The sequence below is a fragment of the Variovorax sp. GW821-FHT06D12 genome, assembly GCF_059419205.1.
Map to the genome: position 1 here is coordinate 180,962 of NZ_JBWKRI010000005.1, position 21,571 is coordinate 202,532.

The window sequence follows — 21,571 nt, forward strand, 5'->3', positions numbered from 1 at the left end:
CGCCATTGTTTCATGCGCCGGGCACCACGCTCACGCCATGGGTTCCGAGCGACAGGGTGGTCTGCGTGCCGGCCGCCAGCGGGCGCGACAGGTCGGTCGAGACCACGAAGACCGGCCCCAGCGGGGTGTCGAAGCCGTATTCATAGAAGCTGCCCAGGTACGCCGACTTGCGCAGCGTGGCCGGCAGGCCGTCGAGCGCGCCGATGTCCCAGGCCTCGGGCCGCACCGCCACCTTCACCGTGCCGGGCGCCACCGCGTAGCGCGGCTGCAGCCGCAGCGGGCCGAGCGTGACGCTGCCGTCGGCCTGCGCCACGGCCGGGAACACCATCGCCTCGCCCATGAAGCCGGCGACGAACTCGCTCTCGGGGCGGCCATAAAGCTGCTCGGGCGTGCCGCGCTGGGCGATCACGCCGTGGTCCATGACGATGATCTGGTCGCTCACGGCCAGCGCTTCGCTCTGGTCGTGCGTCACGTAGGCCACGGTGAGCTTCAGGCGCTGCTGCAGCGAGCGGATTTCCTCGCGCATCTCGCGCCGCAGGCGGGCGTCGAGGTTGGACAGCGGCTCGTCGAACAGCAGCACCGCCGGTTCGAGCACCAGCGCGCGCGCCAGGGCCACGCGCTGCTGCTGGCCGCCCGACAGCTCGCTGGGCAGGCGCTCGTCGAAGCCGACCAGACCCACGCCCCGGAGCGCCTCGCGCGCCCGTACCGTGGCTTCGTCCTTCTTCACGCCGCTCATGCGCAGGCCGTAGCCCACGTTCTCGATCACGTTCATGTGCGGGAACAGCGCGTAGCTCTGGAACATCATGCTCACGTTGCGCTCGCCCGGCCCGAGCGTGGTGACGTCGCGCCCGCCCATGAAGATCGAGCCCGAGGTCGACGATTCGAGCCCCGCGATCATGCGCAGCGTGGTCGTCTTGCCGCAGCCCGAGGGGCCGAGGATGGTGGTGAGCGTGCCCACGGGCACCTCGAAGCTGATGCCCTTGACGGCCATCGGGCCGTTCTTGTCCGTGCCGTAGCGCTTGGTGACGTTGCGGAATTCGATACCGTTCATACGGAGAGGCTTTCCATTTTGTGATGCCCTTGGTGATTGGGCGTGGCCCCGCGTCTTCCCAACTTGCGCTCTCCGACCACGAACTGCACCAGCGCAATGGCCAGCGACATCAGCACCATGAGCACCGTGCAGTAGGCGAGCGCGATGCCGTAGTCGCCATTGCCGACGCGGCCGATGATGTAGGTGGTGGCCAGTTCGTTCTCCGCCGTGACCAGGAAGATCACGGCGCTCACCGTCGTCATGGCGCGCACGAAGCTGTAGACCAGCGCGGCCACCAGCGCCGGCTTGAGCAGCGGCAGCACCACCTTGAACAGCGTCTGCGACGTGGATGCGCGCAGCATCAGCGAGGCCTCGTCGAGCGAGCGGTCGAGTTGCTTGAAGGCCGCCGTGCCGGCCCGCACGCCCACCGGCAAATTGCGGAACATGAAGCACAGCACGATGATGAGCCCCGTGCCCGTGAGCTCGAACGGCGGCACGTTGAAGGCCAGGATGTAGCTCACGCCGAGCACCGTGCCCGGGATCGCAAAGGCCAGCAGCGCGCCGAACTCGAAGGCGCCCTGCCCCTTGAACTCGTTGCGCGCCAGCAGCCAGGCAATGAGCAGGCCCAGCGCTGCGGTGATCGGCGCCGAGATGCCGGCCAGCTTGAGCGTGGTGATCAGCGAGTTCCACGCCGTGCCGGCCCACACCAGCCCGAACTGGCCCCACTCCAGCGCGAAGGCGCTCTTGAAGTGGTTGAGCGTGAAGCTGTAGTCGCGGCCCCAGGTCTGCACGAAGCCGCCCGCGAAGGCGAACAGGTAGACCACGGCGGTGAAGGCGATCCACGGCAGCGCGATGCACTGGATGGTGCGGCGCACGCCGTCGGGCAGCGCCATCGCGATGCCGGCGTCGCCCTTGCCGCTCACGGTCGTGTAGTTCTGCTTGCCCAAGAGGCCGCGCTGCAGCGCGAACACGCCGAGCGCGAACAGCGTGAGCACCCAGGCCAGCGACGCGGCGCGGCCCTGGTCGTACTGCGCGCCGACGATGGCAAAGAAGATGTCGGTCGACAGCACCGAGAACTGGCCGCCCACCACCACCGGGTTGCCGAAGTCGGCAATGCTCTCGATGAAGCCGACCAGGAAGGCGTTGGCCAGCCCGGGCTTGAGCAGCGGCAGCGTCACGGTGAAAAACGCGCGGCGCCGGTCGGCGCGCAGCATCTGCGCGGCCTCTTCCAGGCTGGGCGCGATGCCCTGCACCACGCCGCGCATGATCATGAAGGCGATGGGCGTGAAGGCAAAGAGCTGCGCCACCAGCACACCCGGCATGCCGTAGAACCAGCGCGTGGGCTCGATGCCGAACACGTTTTCGAGCACCTGGTTGACGATGCCCGCACGGCCGAACAGCAAGATGAGGCCCAGGCCGACCACGAACGGCGGCGTGATGATCGGCAGCAGCGCCAGCACGCGCAACGCGCCCTGCCCGCGCCGGCTGCCGCGCTCGGCCATCAGCGCCATCAGCGTGCCCAGGAAGGTGGTGCCGCCCGCGGTGAGCAGCGCCAGCACCAGCGTGTTCCACGCCACGCCGCAGCGCACGCCGCCCGCCAGGCAACCCAGGCCCCAGATGCGCTCGGTGAACACGCGCGCCGCGAAGGCCGTGATCGACCACTGCCCGTCTTCGTTGAAGAAGGCGCCCGACAGCGCCCGGCTCACCGGGTAGGCGATGAACAGCGCCATCAGCACGCCGCAGCCGACCACCGAGGCAGACACGAACAGGTCGCCCTTGAACAGGCCGAGCCGCGCCATGCCGAAGGCCGCCAGCAGCACCAGCGCCGTGAGCGCCACGAAGCCGCCCGCGCCGATGCCGAACTGGTTGACGGCCAGCTCGCCGAACTGGGTGTTGAACGCCGCGACGCTCCAGCCGCGCGCGCCGATGGTGAAGCCCGCCACGGCCAAGCCGATGGCGCCGATCGCGCCGCCCGCCAGCAGCCAGCGCCCCTGCGCCTTGCCGGCCGGCAAGGCCGCGCCGACGGCGCACAGCAGCAGCCCGGCCAGCCCGATGAAGAGCCAGCTGCGGCCCTGCGTGGCCGCCTGCATCAGGCCGTTGGCGCCTTCCGCCTGCCCGAAGACCTGCGGAACGGCTTCGTACCAGGTCGCATCCTGGATCGCATACCAGGGCAGCACGAGGTAGGCCGCCAGGCCCAGCGCGACCCAGGCCCAGATCCATCGCCGCGCGCGCCGGGCGGCGGCCAGGGACGCCGGGTTGGCCGGCGCGCCTTCGTTGGAACGCGCCTGCACTTAGCGCGGCAGCGAGTTGACGTCTTTTTCCCAGCGCGCGATCAGGCGGCGGCGCTCGGCGCTGGCGCCGTACTTGGCGTAGTCGTAGTTGATGAACTTGATCTTCTTGAAGTCAGGAATGCGCGGGTCGAGCTTGGCGCTCGCATTGCTGGGCAGCTGGAACTGCTTGTTGGCGGCGCCCAGCTCCTGCGCGGCGGGCGTGAGCGCCCATTCGTAGAACTTCTTGGCCGCATCGAGGTTGCGCGCGCCCTTGATGACGCTCATGGAGCCGATCTCGGCGCCGGTGCCGTCGCTGGGCGTGATGGTTTCGACCGGGAAGCCCTGCATCTTCTCGCCCGGGCCGTCGTGCACAAAGCTGATGGAGATCGCGGTTTCGCCGCGCGCCACCGCCTTGATCGGGCCGGTGCCCGAGCGGGTGTACTGGCCCACGTTCTTGTGCAGCGCCTTGAGGTAGTCGAAGGCCTTGTCCTCGCCCATGAGCTGCACCAGCGTGGCGATCATGGTGTAGGCCGTGCCGCTCGATGCGGGGTTGGCCACCTGGATGTCGCCCTTGTACTCGGGCTTGAGCAGGTCGGCCCAGGTCTTGGGCACGGGCAGCTTTTTCTTGGCCAGCAGCTCGGGGTTGTAGCCGAAGCCCAGCGGGCCCGAGTAGATGCCCACGGTCTTGTAGCCCGACTGCTTGGCCTGCTGCTGCGCCCAGGGATGCAGCTGCGTGAGCGTGGGCGACTTGTATTCGAGCGTGAGCCCCTGCTCGGCCGCCTGCAGGTGCGGGTCGCCCGTGCCGCCGAACCAGACGTCGGTCTTGGGGTTGTCCTTCTCGGCGATGAGCTGGGCCAGCGCCTCGCCCGAGCCCTTGAGCGCCATGTTGATGCGCACGCCCGTGGTGCGGGCGTAGACGGTGGAGATCACGTTGCACCACTCGGCCTGCACCGAGCAGATGACGTTGACGGTCTGCGCCGACGCGGCGGCCGACAGACCCAGCAGCGCGGCTGCCGTGAAAAGCTTCTTCATTGGTATTCCCCTGCCTCGGCAATAAAAAAAGGCCTCGCGGCCATGGGACAGCGTAGCTTTAGTACAGGTGTGCCGAATCGGTACAAGTACCATCGCGACTGGCACGTTGCCTGCTCGGCATTCAGACAAAGGAAAGTTTTCTCATGAGCTTCGATCTCGTTCTGTTCGGCGGTACTGGCGACCTTGCGTGGCGCAAGCTGATGCCCGCGCTGTTCCAGGCCTTCAGGCACGGCAGCCTGCCGCAGGACGGGCGCATCGTCGGGGTGGCGCGCGACGACCTGTCGGACGACCAGTACCGCGAGCTGATCCAGTCGCGCTTCAGCGCCGTCGAAGGCGCCAAGCGCCCCTCCCCCGAGGAGTTCAAGAAGTTCGCGTCCATGCTGCACTACCTGCGCATGGACCTGTCCAAGCCCGCCGACTACGCCAGCCTGGCCGACCTGCTCAAGCAGCGCGACGCCAAGACGGTCGTGATGTACGTGGCCACGGCACCCGCGCTCTTCACGCAGGTGGTCGAGCAGATCGCCGCCGCCGGGCTCAACGGCCCGCGCACCCGCGTCGTGCTCGAAAAGCCGCTGGGCCACGACCTGGCCTCCAACCGCGCCATCAACGCCGCGGTGGGCAAGGTGCTCGAGGAAAAGCAGGTCTTTCGCATCGACCACTACCTGGGCAAGCCCTCGGTGCAGAACCTGTTCGCGATGCGCTTTGGCAATGCCCTCTTCGAACCCATCTGGCGCCGCGAGCACATCGCCAACATCCAGATCACCATGGCCGAGGACCTGGGCGTGGAAAAGCGCGGCGCCTTCTACGACCAGACCGGCGCGCTGCGCGACATGGTGCAGAACCACGCGCTGCAGCTGCTGTGCGCCGTGGCCATGGAGCCGCCCATCAACGCGCACGCCGACGCCATCCGCGACGAAAAGCTCAAGGTGCTGCGCGCCCTCAAGCCCTGGACGCCCGAGAGCCTGGGCCTGCACGCGGTGCGCGGCCAGTACACGGCCGGCACGGCCTACGGCGAGCGGGTGCAGGGCTACCGCGACGAGCCGGGCGTGAACCCCGACAGCCGCACCGAGACCTTCGTGGCGCTGCGCACCGAGATCGCCAACTGGCGCTGGGCCGGCGTGCCCTTCTACATCCGCACCGGCAAGCGGCTGGCCTCGCGCGACGCGCGCATCGAGGTCAACTTCCGCCCCACGCCGCACGCCATCTACCGCGCACCGGCGGGCAACGTGAACAAGCTGGTGATCAACCTGCAGCCGAAGGACGGCCTGGAACTGCACATGCTCGCGCAGGCGCAGGACAACCGCCAGCGCGGCGGCAACGGCCACGCCAGCGCCGCCCAACTGGCGCCGGTGCAGCTCGACCTGGACTTCGACAAGCGCTTCGGCGCCGAGCGCGTGGGCGCCTACGAACGCCTGCTGCTCGACGTGATCGACGGGCGCCTCAACCTGTTCGTGCGCAGCGACGAGCAGGAAGAAGCCTGGCGCTGGGTCGAGCCACTCATCGATTCGTGGGAGTCCGATGGCGGCCCGCGCCCCTATGCGGCCGGCACCTGGGGCCCCAGCGCCTCGAGCGCCATGATCGCGCGCGACGGCTTCGCCTGGGGCGAGGAGCAGTAACGCAGCAAGGCTGCGCGGCCTTCGTTCAGCCGAACTGAAGGCAGCGCATGCTGAGCGTGCCCGACTGGAAGCCTTCGTAGACCGTCTTCGCACGCTCGCCCGGCGCCGCAGCGCCCAGGGCATACAGGAAGGGGAAGTAATGGTCCGGCGTGGCCACGGCAGTCGACGCCCCTTCGAGCTTTTCGTAGCCGATCAGCGCGCGGTCGTCCCGACCGGCCAGCGCGGCCTTCACCGCCTCGTCGAAGGACTGCGCCCACGGGCGGCTGGCCTTGAGCCCATCGGGCGTGCCGCGGTCGGTGGCGCGCAGGTTGTGCACCACGTTGCCGCTGCCCATCACGAGCACGCCTTGGTCGCGCAAGGCCGCCAGGTCGCGCCCCACCGCATGGTGGAACGCCGCCGGCTTGTCGTAGTCGATGCTGAGCTGGAAGACCGGCACGTCGGCCTTCGGGTACAGGTGCTTCAGCACGGTCCAGGTGCCGTGGTCCAGCCCCCACTGCTCGGTGGCGATCACCGGCGTTTGCTTGACGGCGCCGATCGTTGCGCGCGCCAGTGCGGGATGACCGGCCGCTGGGTACTCGATGTCGAACAGCGCCTGCGGAAAGCCGCCGAAGTCGTGGATCGTCTTGGGCCGCGTCTGCACTGTGACCCCGGTCGCGCCCTGGCTGAGCCAGTGCGCCGACACGCTGAGGATCGCCGTGGGGCGCGGCAGCTCGCGGCCCCAGGCGGCGAGGCGGCGCGTGAAGGCGTTGTCCGCCAGCGCATTCATCGGCGAGCCGTGGCCAATGAAGATGACGGGCATGCGGCGCGCGGGTTGAGCGCCGGCCGCGTGTGCGATCTCGGTCATCGACGCGAGCGCGGCGGTCGCGCCCAGCGCCGAGCCCATGAGAAAGCCGCGGCGGCCGAGCAGGCGGGTCATCGGGGTGGAGGTCATCGTGTCGGGGGGTGTGGATTCGGGGCCAACCCAAGACTGTGCAACAGAGTGAGGGCTTGGAAAGTGCGTTTACGCACACCGCCCGTCGCAAGCACCATGGTTCACGGCACGAATGCACGCAGGCGCTCGCCCAGCGGCGCCAGGAAATCGCGCAGCAAGGGCTCGCGCATCAGCGTGTCGAGGTAGCCCGGCGCCAGTCGCCCGTTCTCCACATACACCGCCAGCACGCGCAGGCTCTCACCGCGCAGCACGGTGGTCGCGTGGACGTCGCCCTGCCGCGCGCAGGCGCTCGCCATGTCGCGCAGCAGCGCCGTGGCATCGTCGGCATCGGGCGCCCATTGCTGGCCGTAGAGCCGGGCCAGCCGCTGCGCCTCGGCGGACGGCACTTCGGGGAAGACCAGGGGCAGCAGACGCTCTCGCACACGGGTCAGCGCCGTCACATCGGTTTCCACGAGTCCCTTGGCGTGGCCGGTCATCAGATGGCTCAGGCTCATGCCGAGGTTGGCCAGCCGCGCACCGCCGCGCACCAGTTCCAGCAACAGGCCCAGCCATGCGAACCGGTCGAGCGTGGCGTCGAAGCCGAGCCCGCGTTGCTGGATGCGCGGCAGCGACAGCATCAGGACGCCCATCAGCAGCGGCTGTTCGTGCGGCAAGTGGGCCAGCAACGCGGCCAGGATCTGGTCGTGCATCTCCGGCAGGCGCTGCGTCGGCGGCGGCTCCGCTTCGCCATCGCGGGTGTACCAGGCACCGACCGCGCCGATCTCCGGCGACGCCCGCAGGAACGCGGACTGCACCTGCAGGCGCTCGGGCGCACAGCGCACGGTCGGTGCCCACAGCGCCAGCGTGTCGCCGCGCGCCTGCATCAACCCCCACTGCGCAGCCGCTGCCCAGCCCATCGGGACGGGTGCCTGCAACAGCAGCAGCCCGGCCAGCCGAGGGTCGGCGGCCATGCGCGCGCGAATCACGTCGACGGTGGCGTCGGTGGAGCCGTCGTCCACCACGATGATCTGGTGCGGTGCGAGGCTTTGCTCGGCGATCGATGCGAGGGCCTCCGCGACATCGGCTTCGCCGTCTCGCGTCACCATCAGGACGGCCACCTGCGAGGCGGGCTCAGCCGTGCTCAGTGCTTGTTGGGCCACCCATCGCTGCCGGGCCGCCGCGAGATAACGCTGCATCGCCCCCGCCAGCACCTCATGCTGCGGCGGCAAGGATTGCAGCGCCCGCGGCCCCGCGACTTCCAGTGCGCGCCGCCGCGGCGCATCGGCCACCAGCGCGCGCACGCGATCGAACAGTTCGTCCTTCGCGCACCCTTCGACCGCGTCGCGCAGCACCTTCGGAATCTCGGAATGCGGATACAGCTCCGACACCACGGCCTTGCGGTGCCGCAACAGGATCGACAGGCGCGGCAGCTCCACGGTGCTGGAGTGGTCGGCCTTGCGCATGTTCAGCCCGACCTTGGCGCGCGGCAGCAAGGCGTCGCGCTGCGCCGGCGTCCAGGCGGTGCCGAAGGGGTAGGCCACCCGCAGTCCGGCGGCCGTCAGCGCCTCCAGCACCTGCAGCCGCCGGGGCGTCGTCTCGCCGAAGAAGATGACGTCGATGTCCTGCTGTGCGTCGTCCAGCACTTCGGACTCCGGCAGCATCGGCGTGGCCAGCGGCTCGAAGCCCGGCCCCACGTAATCCGACCGATGGATGCCCAGCGCCGGGTGGTGCACCATGTTCTCGAGGCTGTACTCCCACACATGGACACGCTGCAGCAGCCGTTGGTAGCCGGGCATCTCCGCGAGCAACGCGGGCAGGGCCGGCTCGAAGTTGGCGACGATCGCGTTCGGCGGCAGCTCGTCGTCCGAGGGCAGGCTCAGGCCCATCGCGAAAAAGAAGAGGTTGATGTCGTCGTTGTCGACACCCGGGCCCGGCGCGATGCGCGTGGTGTAGCCGAGGCGTTCGCAGGCGAGGCGAAAGCCCTCCATCACCTCCCGCACGTTCTCGTTGCCCAGCGAGCAGAAGCGCAGGTGCGGCCGGTACGGAAAGTCCGCCGGCCAGCCCTGCGGGCTGCCGCCTTCACTCACAAACGGCCTTCCTCCACCGCATGGCAGGCCACCTGCACGCCCTTCAGGCTCAGCAACTGCGGCCGCTCGGTCGAGCAGCGCGCATTCGCATGCGGGCAGCGCGGATGAAAGGCGCAACCGGTCGGCGGGTTCAGCGGGTTCGGCACTTCGCCTTGCACCGGCGTGCGCGCACGGCCGGTGTGCTTCATCTGCGGGATCGCGTCGAGCAGCATGCGGGTGTACGGATGCTGCGGCTCGGCGAAGAGCTTCTGCTTGTCCGCCACCTCGACCAGCCGGCCCAGGTACATCACGCCGACCTGGTCGGCCACGTGGCGCACCACGGCGAGGTTGTGCGAGATGAACAGGTACGTCAGGCCCTGCTCGCGCTGCAGGTCCTTCATGATGTTGAGCACCTGCGCCTGCACGCTCACGTCGAGCGCCGAAGTGGGCTCGTCGCACACGAGGAACTCGGGCTGCGTGGCGAGCGCGCGCGCGATGGAGATGCGCTGGCGCTGGCCGCCCGAGAACTGGTGCGGGTACTTGCTCATGTCCAGCGGCGAGAGGCCGACCGACTGCAGCAGCTCGCCCACACGCTGGCGCAGCGCGTCCTTGTCGCTCAGGATGCCGTGCTCGCGCAGCGGCTCGCCGATGATGTCCTCGACGATCCAGCGCGGGTTGAGGCTCGCGTAGGGGTCCTGGAAGATCATCTGGATGCGGCGGCGCAGCTGACGGCCTTCGGGCGTCTTGAACGCGGCGTGCGCGTCCTGCCCGTCGAACTGCAGGCCGCCGCGCGTGGGCGCATACAGGCCGACCAGCAGTCGCGCGACCGTGCTCTTGCCGCAGCCCGATTCGCCGACCAGCGCGAGCGTCTTGCCGCGCTCGATGGAAAAGCTCACGCCGTCGACCGCATGCAGCAGCACGCGCGGCTTGCGTTCGAGCACGCGGTTGAGCCAGGGCGGCGAGACGTCGAAGGTGCGCGCGAGGTCGTGCGCGACCACGAGCGGCTCGCCGGTCTTTGCCGCTGCGGCGTCCTTGCGGGGTTCGATCACGGCGCTCATCGGGTCACCTCTGCCAGGGGCTCGGCCGCCTCGGGCGTGGCGCGCTCGCCGGCCGCCAGGGCGTCGTGGTGCTGCGCGGCGATCTCGGCCTGCCCCGCATGCGGGTCGGCGGCGTCGTGCAGCCAGCAGGAGGCGCGCGTGGCGCCCGCGTGCATCAGCTCGGGCCGTTCAGTCAGGCAGCGTGCGAAGGTGCGCGGGCAGCGCGGGTTGTAGGCGCAACCGGTCGGGATGGCATTGAGCCGCGGCATGGCGCCGTCGATCTGGTTGAGCCGTTCGCGGTCGCTCGTCATGTCGGGGATCGACGCCATCAGGCCCGAGGTGTAGGGATGCGCGGGCTGGTGGATCACCTCGTGCACCGGGCCGATCTCGGCGATGCGGCCGGCATACATCACGGCCACGCGGTCGCAGGTTTCGGCGATCACGCCCATGTCGTGCGTGATGAGCATCACTGCCGCACCACGTTCCTTGCAGACCTGCTTGAGCAGCTGGATGATCTGCGCCTGGATCGACACGTCGAGCGCGGTGGTCGGCTCGTCGGCCACGATGAGCTTGGGCTCGGCCGCGAGCGCCAGGGCAATCACCACGCGCTGGCGCATGCCGCCCGAGAACTGGTGCGGAAAGTGGTCGATGCGCTGTTCGGCGGCGGGAATGCCGGTGTCCTGCAGCAGGCCGATGGCGCGCTTGCGCGCTTCCGACTCGGTCACGGGCAGGTGGGTGCGGATGGTCTCGATGAGCTGGCGGCCCACGGTGTACAGCGGGTTCAGCGAGGTCAGCGGGTCCTGGAAGATCGCGCCGATCTTGCGGCCGCGGATGGGGCGCATCGCATCGAAACCGAGGTTGTCGATGCGTTGGCCCTCGAGCAGGATCTCCCCGCCGGCCACGCGGCCCGGCGGTTCGAGCAGGCCGATGATGGCCGCGCCGGTGAGCGACTTGCCCGCGCCCGATTCGCCCACCACGCCGAGGATTTCCCCGGGCGCGATGTCGAAGGAAATGCGGTCGAGCGCGCGCAGCGTGCCACGGCGGTTCGGAAATTCGACGACGAGGTCTTTGACCTGGAGCAGCGTCATGAGGCGTTCTCCTTTTCTGTTCAGCGCAAGCGCGGATTGAGCGCGTCGCGCAGCCAGTCGCCGAGCAGGTTCACGCTGAGTGCAATCAGCACCAGCATCAGGCCCGGGAACACCGTGATCCACCATTCACCCGAGAACAGGTACTGGTTGCCGATGCTGATGAGCGTGCCCAGCGAGGGCGAGGTCGGCGGCACGCCGACGCCCAGGAACGAGAGCGTGGCCTCGGTGATGATCGCGGTCGCGACCTGGATGGTGGCCAGCACCATCACCGGCCCCATCACGTTGGGCAGCACGTGGCGCAGCATGATGCGCAGCGGCGCCACGCCGGTGACGCGCGCGGCCTGCACGTACTCCTTGTTGCGCTCCACCAGCGTGGAGCCACGCACGGTGCGCGCGTACTGCACCCAGCCCGTGAGCGAGATCGAGATGATCAGCACGCCGAAGGCCAGCGACTCGTGCGCGCCCGGAAAGAGCGCGCGGCCGACGCCGGCGATGAGCAGCGCAACCAGGATGGGCGGGAACGACAGCATCACGTCGCACACGCGCATGAGGAAGGAGTCGAGCCAGCCGCCGAAGAAGCCGGCCAGCAGGCCGAGCACCACGCCGACGGCCACCGACAGCACCACCGACACCACGCCGACGATCAGCGAGATGCGGGCGCCGTAGATCACGGCCGACAGAATGTCGCGGCCCTGGTCGTCGGTGCCGAGGATGTATTTGGTGGAGCCTTCGGCGCTCCACGCCGGCGGCAGGCGGGCGTCGCCGAGTTCAAGCGTGGCGAGGTCGAAGGGGTTGTGCGGCGACACCCATCCGGCGAACACCGAACAGAAGACGCACACCAGCGCAATGACGGCGGCGGCAATCGCCACCGGCGAGGTGCGGAAGCTGTAGCCGACATCGCTGTCGAGCCAGCGAGCAAGGGTTTTTTTCATCGCCGGGCCGCGTGGGGGTTATTTTTCATCGTGAGGCAAAAAAGAATGGGCCCGCAAGAAGCGGGCCCATGGTCGGGCCGCTCAGGCAGCGGCCCACGGTCGACTTACTTGATGCTCATCCACTTGAAGTACATGAAGTTGTCGGCCAGTTGCACCAGCTCGACCTTCTTGCTCACGCCCCAGGCCAGCGACTGCTGATGCAGCGGCAGGTGGCCGATGTCGTCGGTGTGGACCTTGAAGGCTTCCTTGATCATCTCGTTGCGCTTGGCCTTGTCCGACTCGGACTGGATCTTCTTGGTCAGCTCATCCAGCTTCGGATTGCAGTAGGCGCCCAGGTTGAACTGGCCCGTGCCCTTGTCGTCGGGACACGAGGTGAGCGAGCTCAGCGCGTTGTGCGAGTCGTAGGTGGTCGGGGTCCAGCCCAGCATGTAGAAGCTGGTGTCGCGACGCAGGATCTTCGGGAAATAGGTGCCCTTGGTCTCAGCCACGAGGTTGATCTTCACGCCGATCTTGGCCAGGTTGGCGGCCACGCTCTGGCAGATCTGGCCGTCGTTCACGTAGCGGTCGTTCGGGCAGTTCATCGAGACTTCGAAGCCGTTGGGGTAGCCGGCTTCGGTCAGCAGCTTCTTGGCGGCATCGACGTCGAAGGGCAAGCGCTTGTCCTGGTCGGCGGTCCAGCCGTTGATGCCCGGGCCGACGAGCAGCGCGGTGGGCTTGGAGGCGCCGCGCATCACGGTGCGCTGGATGCCGGCGATGTCGATGGCCTGGTAGAAGGCCTGGCGCACGCGCTTGTCCTTGAACGGGTTCTTGCCCTTCACGTTCGAGTACTGCAGCTCGTCGCGCTTCTGGTCCATGCCCAGGAAGATGGTGCGCATCTCGGGGCCGGTGATGACGCGGGCGTTGGGTGCGGCGTTGATGCGCGCGATGTCCTGCACGGGCACGGGCTCCATCACATCGACTTCGCCGGAGACCAGCGCGGCCACGCGCGTGGCGGGGTTGGCGATGGGCGTGAACACGATCTCCTGCGCGTTGCCGTCGATCTTGCCCCAGTAGGTGCCGTTGCGCGTGAACACGGTGCGCACGTTGGGCTGGCGCTCGCGCACGCGGAACGGGCCGGTGCCGTTGGCCTTGAACGAAGCGGTGTTCTCGATGCCCTTGCGGCGGTCGACGGGCTTGGTGGCCTGGTTTTCCTCGCACCACTTCTTGCTCATGATCATGGTGAGCGAGATCACGTCGGGCAGGATCGGGAAGGGGCCGTTGGTTTCGATTTCGACGGCGAGGTCGCCGACCTTGCGCACGGCCTTGATCTCGCTGAGCGTGGCCTTCATGTCGGAGCCGTCGCCCTGCGCACGCGCGAAGCTGAACACCACGTCGTCGGCGCTGAACGGCGTGCCGTCATGGAACACCACGCCCTTGCGCAGTTCGAAGCGCCACACGTTCGGCGAGGTCTGCTTCCAGCTGGTGGCGAGCAGCGGTGCCAGGCTCAGGTCCTTGTTGCGGCCCACGAGAGTTTCATAGACGTTGGCGGTGACGCTCAGTTGCAGCGACTCGTTGAGCGAGTGCGGGTCGAGCGACAGGGCGTCGCCCTGGTTCGCGATGCGGATGGTCTGCGCGCTGGCGACCATGCTGACGGCGCCCAGGGCGCACAGGACAGCGACCGCAGCCGCTTGCTTCTTGAAACTCATGGGAACACTCCTCGGGTTGAAATCGAACACATCACGGCGCCGCGGTGGCGGCGGCTTTCCCTGGCTGCTGGCTGCGGGTAGCAGCCAGCGGCATGCCCTGCTCGATCAGGCCCGCATGCAGTGCGGCGCCCAACGGCAGGATCTCGTCATTGAAGTCGTAGCGGCTGTTGTGCAGGAAGGCGCCGCTGCGGGCGTCCTGGCCGATGCGCAGATAGGCACCGGCCTTCTTCTGCAGCATGAAGGAAAAATCTTCGGCGCCCATGCTGGGCTCCAGGTTGCGATCGACGTTCTTCGCGCCGACCAGCGCCTGCGCCACGTCGGCCGCGAACATCGCTTCGGGCGCGGTGTTGATCGTGGCCGGGTAGATGCGTTCGTACTTGATCGTCGCGGTCGCGCCAAAACCGGTGGCAATGGCCGTGCACAGCTCGCTCAGTCGCTGCTCGACCTGCGCCTGCACGCGCGCGCTGAAGGTGCGCACGGTGCCGACCAGCGTGGCCTCGCCCGGGATCACGCTCATGGCGCCGAGGTCGCCGGCCTGCACGGCGCAGATGCTGACGACGGCCGCATCGATGGGGCGCACGCTGCGTGACACGATGGTCTGCGCGGCAGTGATGATGTGTGCGGCCACCACGACGGGGTCGATGGTCTGGTAGGCATGCGCGCCATGGCCGCCCTTGCCCTTGATCTCGATCGTCACGCGATCGGCCGCGGCCATCATCGCGCCGCGGTTGATGCCGACGGTGCCGGCCGGCATCGCGGGCCAGTTGTGCATGGCGTAGACGGCGTTCACCGGGAAGCGATCGAACAGGCCGTCCTCGATCATCACGCGCGCGCCGGCCAAGCCTTCTTCGCCCGGCTGGAAGATCAGCACGGCGGTGCCGTCGAAGTCGCGCGTCTCGGCCAGGTAGCGCGCGGCGCCGACGAGCATGGCGGTGTGGCCGTCGTGGCCGCAGCCGTGCATCAGGCCGTCGTTGGCGGAGCGCCAGCCGAAGTCGTTGTCCTCGCGCATGGGCAGCGCGTCCATGTCGGCGCGCAGGCCGATCATGCGGCCGCTGGCCGTCGACTTGCCGCGGATGACGCCGACGACACCGGTCTTGCCAATGCCGTCGTGGATCTCGTCCACGCCGCAGGCACGCAGCGCTTCGCGCACGCGGCCCGCCGTGTAGACCTCTTCGAAGCCGAGCTCGGGATGGGCGTGCAGGTCGCGGCGAAAGGCCGTGATCTCGGGGTAGAAGCTGGCGATGTGCGCGAAGGCCCGGCCGGAGGCCTGCAGGCGCGGCGCTGCGGCGGCGGTTGCGACACTCACCTCAATGACCTCCCGCCTTGCCCACGCGCAGCCGGGGATCGACCACGAAGTACAACAGGTCGACCACGAGGTTGATCACCACGAAGATCAGCGCGATCAGGCACAGGTAGGCGGCCATCACCGGGATGTCCGCGAAGGTCACGGCCTGGATGAAGAGCAGCCCCATGCCGGGCCACTGGAACACCGACTCCGTGATGATCGCGAAGGCGATCAGGCCACCGAGCTGCAGGCCCGTGATGGTCATGACCGGGACCAGCGTGTTCTTGAGCGCGTGGCCGAAGTGGATCGCGCGGTTCGACAGGCCCCGTGCGCGGGCGAACTTGATGTAGTCGGTGCGCAGCACCTCGAGCATCTCGGCGCGCACCAGCCGCATGATCAGCGTGAGCTGGAAGATCGCCAGCGTCACCGCCGGCAGGATGATGTGGTGCCAGCCGTCGGCCTTGAACAGGCCGCTGGTCCACCAGCCGAACTGCACCGTGTCGCCGCGCCCGAAGCTCGGGAACCAGCCCAGCGTCACGGCGAAGACCAGGATCAGCAGGATGCCGATCAGGAAGGTGGGCAGCGACACGCCGAGCAGCGAGACGGTCATGAACACCTGGCTCATGAAGGTGCCACGGCGCAGGGCGGTGTACACGCCCATCGGGATGCCGACGAACAGCGCCAGGGCCGCGGCCACGAGTGCGAGTTCGAGCGTGGCCGGGAAGCGCTCGCCGATCAGGCGCGACACCTTGGCGCCCTGGCGCAGGCTCAGGCCGAACTCACCTTGTGCGGCGTTGACGAGGAAATGCCAGAACTGCACGAAGAAAGGTCGGTCGAGCCCCAATGCGGCGCGCATTTCACGGATCTGATCGGGCTTGGCATCCTGCCCCAGCAGGAACACGACCGGGTCGCCGACATATTGAAAGAGGAGGAAGGCAATGAACGCAACCGCGATCATCACGATCACGGCCTGGATCAGGCGGCGCAGTACAAAGGCAGTCATTCAGCAACAAGAGTGATCGCGGCATGCTAGCAGTGCAAGCAGCGTGCCCGCACGGGGGTTCCCCGGGGGTGGAGGCGCAATTTTTACGAGTGAGAACAGGCGCGCGCCAAAAGAAAAAGCCACCCGGCTTGCGCCGGGTGGCTTTCAGTCTTTCGATTCGAAGCTGGCTTGCGCCAGCATCAAATTAGAAAGCGTGACGGATACCGAAGTCGTAGCCGGTCGAGGTCTTCGGGGTGAAGCCACCCGTGGTCACGAAAGCCGGGCCGCCGACGGTCAGAGCTGCACCGTTCTTGTTGCTCACGCGAGCAACGGTAGCGTACAGAGCCGTGCGCTTCGACAGGTTGTGCACGTAGCCGATAGCCAGCTTGTTGGCCTTCGGGTCAGCAACTGCGGGCTGGAACAGCACTGCGGGCTGGTTCAGGTCGTACTTGACGCTCGAGTACGAAGCGCGGATCAGGCCAGCACCAACCGGCACGGTCACGCCGAGCAGGTAGCCGGTCAGGTCGGTGTCAGCAATGGCGCCGGTGAAGGGGGTGACTTCGTAGTCAACCTTCTTCTTGGCGCGCGACACTTCACCGAACAGCTTCACAGGACCGAAGTCGTACGAAGCGCCCAGGTTCAGCGTGTTGACCTTGCTGGTCGTGCCGACGTAGAACTGGTCACCAACGGTGCTGCTGCCGTAAGCCAGAGCAACGTCCAGGGGGCCGTTGGCGTAGCCGAAGCGGCCGCCGACGTAACGACCTTGACGCTGGCTGTTAGCCACATCAGGCGTTGCCAGGCCAGGGCTGTACTTGGTCTTCTCAGCGAAGCCGTACATCACTTGACCGTAGAAACCACCCAGGTTCGGCGGCAGGAAGTAGCCGATGGTGTTGCTAGCGCGAACGTAGTTGTTCGTACCAACGTTGGTGAACGAACCGACCGAAGCTGCGGGCGAACCGAAGGTGCCGAAGCTGCCATTGGCCGTCGAGATCAGGTTCGTGCCAACGCCGTTGGTGCCGAACGGATCGAACACGGTGTCGTTCCAGAACGTCGGGGTGTAGTCACGGCCCAGACGGATTTCACCGAAACCGCCAGACAGGCTCACGGTCGAGCGGCGGGCGAAGGTGGCAACACCTTCCGAACCGTCGTCGTTCTTGATCGGGGCTTCGAGCCAGAAGCTGGCTGCCAGGCCACCACCCAGGTCTTCCGTACCACGGAAGCCCAGACGGCTGGAGTTGTAGCCCGAGTTAGCCAGTTCGCGACGGCTTGCCTTGACGCTGCCCTTGTTCAGGTAGAACGGGTTCAGGAAGGTGGCACCGTTCAGGTCACGCGAGGTGGACGAGTAGCCGCTGATCGACGCGTCGACCACACCAAACAGCGTGACGGACGACTGAGCCGAGGCAACACCGGCAACAGCCAGGGCAGCCAGAGCAACTAGAGATTTTTTCATTGCAAGTTTCTCCAAGGTTAAACATAGGGCTCCGGTGCGAAGGGCTCACCGTGACTGGCACTTTTGTGCTCCCACCGGACCCCGGGCCAACCTCCTTTTGGGAAGTTGATGCTATTGCACCAGAGCCGCTGCGGCAGGGCAAAACAAATCGCCCTAAATCTTGGAAGCCCCGCGTGTTTCGTTGCAGTCGTGCAACAAAGGACTTAGACGGGTGGTTTTGCCACGATATGAAACGAAATGTGCTGTCCTTGCATCGCCGGACAGGTGCGTTCAAATAGGCCCATGACTGCCCTGCTCGACCCCGCCCTGACTGCCGCCGATGCGGCTTTGCGCACGCTTTTTGCCCGATCTCACGCCACCCGGGCGCTTCCGCCCGCGATCCAGCCGCAAGGTGAATTGAGCGAATCGGAGCGCCGCGAGGCCGGTGCGCTGATGCGCGTGAACCATGTCGGCGAAGTCTGTGCCCAGGCGCTGTACACCGCCCAGGCCGCCGTGGCACGGGACCCGGCGTTGCGCGCGCACTTCCTGGAGGCCGCGCATGAAGAAACCGATCACCTGGCCTGGACCCGGCAGCGGCTGGATGACCTGGGCGCCCGCCCGTCCCTCCTGAATCCACTCTGGTATGCAGGCGCCTTCGGTCTTGGCCTGATTGCCGGACGCCTGGGTGACCCCCTGAGCCTCGGCTTTGTTGCCGAAACCGAACGGCAGGTGGAGGCACACCTCGAAAGCCACCTGGACCGGCTACCGCCGACCGATCACACGTCCCGCGCCGTGGTCGAGCAGATGAAGATCGACGAAGCCCGCCATGCCACGCAGGCCGTCGACGCGGGCGCCGCGGAACTGCCGGCCCCGGCCAAGGCCCTGATGCGCCTGGCATCGCGGGTCATGACGACCGTCGCGCACCGGATCTGAGGCTCCGGCGCACCGCCACCCGGCGTTTCAGGTCTCGATCAGATCGAAGCTGGTCGTGATTTCCGCCGTCTTCGCCAACATGATGCTGGCGGAGCAGTAGGTTTCGTGGCTGAGCGCGATCGCCCGCTCCACGGCGGTGGCCGGAATGCCCTTGCCCGCCACGGTGAAGTGCATGTGGATCTTCGTGAAGACCTTGGGATCCTTCTCGGCGCGCTCGCTGGTCAGCTTGACGCTGCAGCGCTCGATGCGATGGCGCCCCCTCTTCAATATGAGCACCACGTCGTAGGCGGTGCAACCGCCCGTGCCCGCGAGCACGGTTTCCATCGGCCGCGCCGCCAGGTTCTGGCCGCCGTTCTCGGGCTTGGCCGCATCCGGGGCACCGTCCATCATCAGGACATGGCCGCTGCCGGTCTCGGCCACGAAGCCCATGGCCGATCGGGTGCCTGCGTCACCGGTCCAACTTACTGTGCATTCCATGGTGTTCAGCTCCAATTGGGATGAATTCGTGCGGAAAAATGCGCACCAAACATCAACTTGTGTGTGGGAAAAGCATCGCCTGCTTGTTGCATCGCAACAAAGGGTGGGTATACTCTATTTCATTGCTGCGCACTTCATGGTGCGCACCCAGTTGTCTCCTCCACCCTTCCAATTGGTGGATTTAGCCCCGAGTCGCAAGACTCGGGGCTTTTTTCTTTGTGCGCCCCGATGGCCGCGCCACTCTAGCCGTCCACTGCGAAAGGGCAGCTGCTCTGGCTGCCCTGGCTGTTGCCGGTGTTGCCTCGGCTCAGTCGTCCGTCACGCTGTTTGGTGTGGTCGACGCGTCGATCAGCGGCTACTCGTCCACCTCGCGTGACCTGGGCAACGGCGTCACGTACGACAGGCTGGGCTTCCCCATCTACAACCCGTTCTACCTGAACCGCGGCAGCATCAAGGCGAGCCGCCGTGAACTGGCCCACTCGGGCTACAACTCCAGCCGCCTGGGCTTCCGTGGCACGGAAGACCTCGGTGGTGGCCTGGCCGCCAGCTTCTGGCTCGAGGCCCCGATCAGCAACGACGACGGCCAGACGGGCGTCTCGACATTCACGCGCCGCTCGACCGTGAGCCTGTCGGGCGGGTTCGGTGAAGTCCGCCTCGGCCGCGACTACACCCCGACGTTCTGGAACGACACCGTGTTCGACCCGTTCGGCACCAACGGCGTGGGCACCAACCTGGTCTCGACGGCCAACGGCTCGTTCGGCGGTTTCACCGGCTATGCCGACGGCAAGAAGCTTCCCGATGCCCTCAAGAACGTTCCACAGCTCCCCGATGCCGGTGGCAGCAACTACGTTCGCGCCGGCAACAGCATCGGCTACTTCCTGCCGCCGAACCTGGGCGGCTTCTACGGCCAGGTGATGTACGGCTTCCACGAGAAGACCAAGTACAGCCCCGGCACCGCAACGCCCCTCGCGGAAAACGCCTCGCGCACCGGTCGTTATGTCGGCGGTCGCTTCGGCTACGCCAACGGCCCCCTGGACGTGGCGCTGGCTTATGGCAGCAGCACCGTGGGCGATCAGTTCTACGTCGGCACGACCACCAAGGTCAACACACTGAACCTGGGCGCTTCGTACGACTTCGGTCCCGTGAAGCTGTTCGGTGAACTGTCGCGCGCCAAGAACAAGGTTGACTACGAAGTCGAACCGTACCTCGGCGGCCGTCCCGACATCGACCTGACCGGCTACCTGCTGGGTGTGACCGTGCCGGTCGGTGCTGGCCTGATCCGAGCTTCGTACTCGAGCGTCAAGTACGACGAGAACCTGGTTGCCCGCAACCCGTGGGAAGTGCTGCCCGCCGACAAGAAGGCCAACAAGCTGGCGATCGGCTACGTGCACAACCTGTCGAAGCGCACGGCCCTGTACGCCACCGTTGCTCGCGTGAGCAACAAGAACGGCGCATCGCTGACCGTCGGTGGCCCGAGCTTCCAAGGCACCGGCAACGGTTTCACGCCGAAGACCTCGACGGGCTACGACTTCGGCATCCGTCACGCCTTCTGATCGTTCACTGTCGATTCACATGCTGGCCCATGCCAGTTTGAATCTGCAAACGCACAAGCCGCCCGGTTCAAGCCGGGCGGCTTTTTGTCCTTCCTCAATTCATCCGGCCACGTCTGCTCTGCAGCAGCCCCACATTCATTTCTCCGCTCAGCACCGATGCGTAGAAACGCTCGACCATGTTGACACTCGTTCGTGCATTGCGCGCCAGCGTCAGCATGTCGATCCCCTGTCCATACAAGAGCCGCAACGTGATGGCCGTATGGCGCAAGCAGTACAGCGTCCTCGACTGACCCAGCGGTCCTTTCTCGAGACCAGTCTTTTCGAGCACCCAGTGAAAGAAGAAATTGAGAACCGCCAGCGCGTGCTCGCGGTTCTTCAGGTGCGGCATGAAGATGTAGTCTTCCGCCCCGCCGAAGCCATGCGTCTCGCGGTACGCGAGCAGACATTCATAGACACGAACGGCAGGTCGCAGGCTCACGATGGGCTGGCTGTGCCGCTTGGTCTCCGGCAGGTTCATCCGCAGGTAGACATGCTTGCCTCGCACCACTTCGATGTGCTTGTGCTTCATGAGCTTGATGTCGCTGGGGCGCACGAAGGTGTTGACCATCCAGCGGATCAGCCACGGCAGCTCGTCGGGCATGACGAGCAATTCGCGAGCGATCCAGAAACGTTCGCCGGCCGTCAGCCGATCCAGCACCGGGTGCGAATGGCCGCGCAAGCTGCGCGCCGCCGCAATCAGCGCACGGTACTCCGCCACGCTGAAGCTGCCGCGCGGCTGGCTGCGCACCTTGACCTTCGGGAACACGGGGGCCTCGCGCAACGCACCGACGTGCACGCCATGCATGACCACCTTGCGCAGCAACACGAGGTATTGCGCGATCGTCGTGCTGGTGAAGCCTTGTTCGCCGAGGTGATCGATCAGGCGCTGCACGTCTGCGGTCGCGAACACAGCCACCGGCACATCGCCCAGCAACGGAACGATGTGCGCACGCAATCTGTTGCCCATGACCTGCCATGTGGGCCGTCCGATTTCGCCGCGTTGCACGCGCGCGGCCTCGGCCTGCATCAGTCCCTTCGAAAGGTCACTGACAGAAACTGATAACAAATTCTGCCCAACTGTTAGTGAATTAGCGGGCGTATGAATCGCGGGATAGGTGCGCGCAAAAAAACCGGAATCATTTGCAGCAGGAGCCTTGCGGAATAGGTTTATGACATTTGTGTCCATGCCATTCCCCGCATGCAATAC

The 21,571-nt window shown here is 66.9% G+C and carries 17 protein-coding genes; 3 read left to right on the forward strand and 14 right to left on the reverse strand.

Annotated elements, in window-relative coordinates; translation table 11 throughout:
• Nucleotides 1–10: 10 nt before the first annotated feature.
• Genes AC07SQ_RS17145 through AC07SQ_RS17155 form a run of 3 tightly spaced genes read right to left on the reverse strand, consistent with a single transcriptional unit; the run spans nucleotide 11 to nucleotide 4,332 of the window.
• Nucleotides 11–1,051: an ABC transporter ATP-binding protein gene (locus AC07SQ_RS17145; protein WP_495272414.1), complete on the reverse strand. Its 1,041-nt coding sequence runs from the start codon at nucleotides 1,049–1,051 to the stop codon at nucleotides 11–13.
• Nucleotides 1,048–3,321, reverse strand: coding sequence for an ABC transporter permease (locus AC07SQ_RS17150; RefSeq protein ID WP_495272413.1), 2,274 nt, complete (start codon nucleotides 3,319–3,321; stop codon nucleotides 1,048–1,050). The genes AC07SQ_RS17145 and AC07SQ_RS17150 overlap by 4 nt, the downstream gene beginning before the upstream one ends.
• Nucleotides 3,322–4,332 (reverse strand): ABC transporter substrate-binding protein, encoded by a 1,011-nt coding sequence (locus AC07SQ_RS17155; RefSeq protein WP_062472650.1) that lies wholly within the window; start codon nucleotides 4,330–4,332, stop codon nucleotides 3,322–3,324. It lies immediately after the preceding gene.
• Between the two features lie 143 nt (nucleotides 4,333–4,475).
• Between AC07SQ_RS17155 and zwf the strand changes: the two genes are divergently transcribed.
• Nucleotides 4,476–5,948 carry a glucose-6-phosphate dehydrogenase gene (gene zwf, locus AC07SQ_RS17160; protein ID WP_062472648.1) on the forward strand — a complete coding sequence of 491 codons (1,473 nt, stop codon included), beginning with the start codon at nucleotides 4,476–4,478 and terminating at the stop codon, nucleotides 5,946–5,948.
• 25 nt (nucleotides 5,949–5,973) lie between these two features.
• Here the strand turns inward: zwf and ygiD are convergent, their stop codons facing one another.
• The 9 genes from ygiD to AC07SQ_RS17205 all read right to left on the reverse strand — a co-directional run bounded on the left by ygiD (nucleotide 5,974) and on the right by AC07SQ_RS17205 (nucleotide 17,383).
• Nucleotides 5,974–6,879 (reverse strand): 4,5-DOPA-extradiol-dioxygenase, encoded by a 906-nt coding sequence (gene ygiD, locus AC07SQ_RS17165; protein WP_495272412.1) that lies wholly within the window; start codon nucleotides 6,877–6,879, stop codon nucleotides 5,974–5,976.
• 101 nt (nucleotides 6,880–6,980) lie between these two features.
• A complete protein-coding gene (locus tag AC07SQ_RS17170) occupies nucleotides 6,981–8,945 on the reverse strand; it encodes a glycosyltransferase family 2 protein (protein WP_495272411.1) in 1,965 nt (654 codons plus the stop codon).
• Nucleotides 8,942–9,982, reverse strand: coding sequence for an ABC transporter ATP-binding protein (locus AC07SQ_RS17175; protein WP_307638374.1), 1,041 nt, complete (start codon nucleotides 9,980–9,982; stop codon nucleotides 8,942–8,944). The genes AC07SQ_RS17170 and AC07SQ_RS17175 overlap by 4 nt, the downstream gene beginning before the upstream one ends.
• Entirely contained in the window at nucleotides 9,979–11,049 is a 1,071-nt protein-coding gene (locus AC07SQ_RS17180) for an ABC transporter ATP-binding protein (RefSeq protein ID WP_062472640.1), read from the reverse strand. The genes AC07SQ_RS17175 and AC07SQ_RS17180 overlap by 4 nt, the downstream gene beginning before the upstream one ends.
• Before the next feature lie 20 nt (nucleotides 11,050–11,069).
• Entirely contained in the window at nucleotides 11,070–11,981 is a 912-nt protein-coding gene (locus AC07SQ_RS17185) for an ABC transporter permease (RefSeq protein WP_062472638.1), read from the reverse strand.
• A 104-nt stretch (nucleotides 11,982–12,085) separates the two neighbouring features.
• A complete protein-coding gene (locus tag AC07SQ_RS17190; RefSeq protein ID WP_070060000.1) occupies nucleotides 12,086–13,666 on the reverse strand; it encodes an ABC transporter substrate-binding protein in 1,581 nt (526 codons plus the stop codon).
• A gap of 31 nt (nucleotides 13,667–13,697) precedes the next feature.
• Nucleotides 13,698–14,972 (reverse strand): M20 aminoacylase family protein, encoded by a 1,275-nt coding sequence (locus AC07SQ_RS17195; RefSeq protein WP_495272410.1) that lies wholly within the window; start codon nucleotides 14,970–14,972, stop codon nucleotides 13,698–13,700.
• Nucleotide 14,973: 1 nt separating this feature from the next.
• On the reverse strand, nucleotides 14,974–15,954 hold the full coding sequence (locus tag AC07SQ_RS17200; RefSeq protein WP_056573001.1) for an ABC transporter permease: 981 nt from the start codon (nucleotides 15,952–15,954) through the stop codon (nucleotides 14,974–14,976).
• Between the two features lie 184 nt (nucleotides 15,955–16,138).
• Nucleotides 16,139–17,383, reverse strand: a complete 1,245-nt coding sequence (locus AC07SQ_RS17205) for a porin (protein ID WP_495272409.1) — start codon at nucleotides 17,381–17,383, stop codon at nucleotides 16,139–16,141.
• 282 nt (nucleotides 17,384–17,665) lie between these two features.
• Here AC07SQ_RS17205 and coq7 point away from each other — a divergent pair, with 282 nt between their 5' ends.
• The gene (gene coq7, locus AC07SQ_RS17210; RefSeq protein ID WP_495272408.1) at nucleotides 17,666–18,295 is read left to right on the forward strand and encodes a 2-polyprenyl-3-methyl-6-methoxy-1,4-benzoquinone monooxygenase; all 630 of its coding nucleotides are present in this window, start codon (nucleotides 17,666–17,668) and stop codon (nucleotides 18,293–18,295) included.
• 27 nt (nucleotides 18,296–18,322) lie between these two features.
• Here coq7 and AC07SQ_RS17215 read toward each other — a convergent pair whose 3' ends face one another.
• Nucleotides 18,323–18,772 (reverse strand): OsmC family protein, encoded by a 450-nt coding sequence (locus tag AC07SQ_RS17215; RefSeq protein WP_493196057.1) that lies wholly within the window; start codon nucleotides 18,770–18,772, stop codon nucleotides 18,323–18,325.
• A gap of 272 nt (nucleotides 18,773–19,044) precedes the next feature.
• On the opposite strand from AC07SQ_RS17215, the gene AC07SQ_RS17220 reads away from it, so the two are divergent.
• Nucleotides 19,045–20,325, forward strand: a complete 1,281-nt coding sequence (locus AC07SQ_RS17220; RefSeq protein ID WP_495272499.1) for a porin — start codon at nucleotides 19,045–19,047, stop codon at nucleotides 20,323–20,325.
• A 94-nt stretch (nucleotides 20,326–20,419) separates the two neighbouring features.
• On the opposite strand, the gene AC07SQ_RS17225 is transcribed toward AC07SQ_RS17220, so the two are convergent.
• The gene (locus tag AC07SQ_RS17225) at nucleotides 20,420–21,550 is read right to left on the reverse strand and encodes a site-specific integrase (RefSeq protein WP_495272407.1); all 1,131 of its coding nucleotides are present in this window, start codon (nucleotides 21,548–21,550) and stop codon (nucleotides 20,420–20,422) included.
• Between the last annotated feature and the right edge of the window lie 21 nt (nucleotides 21,551–21,571).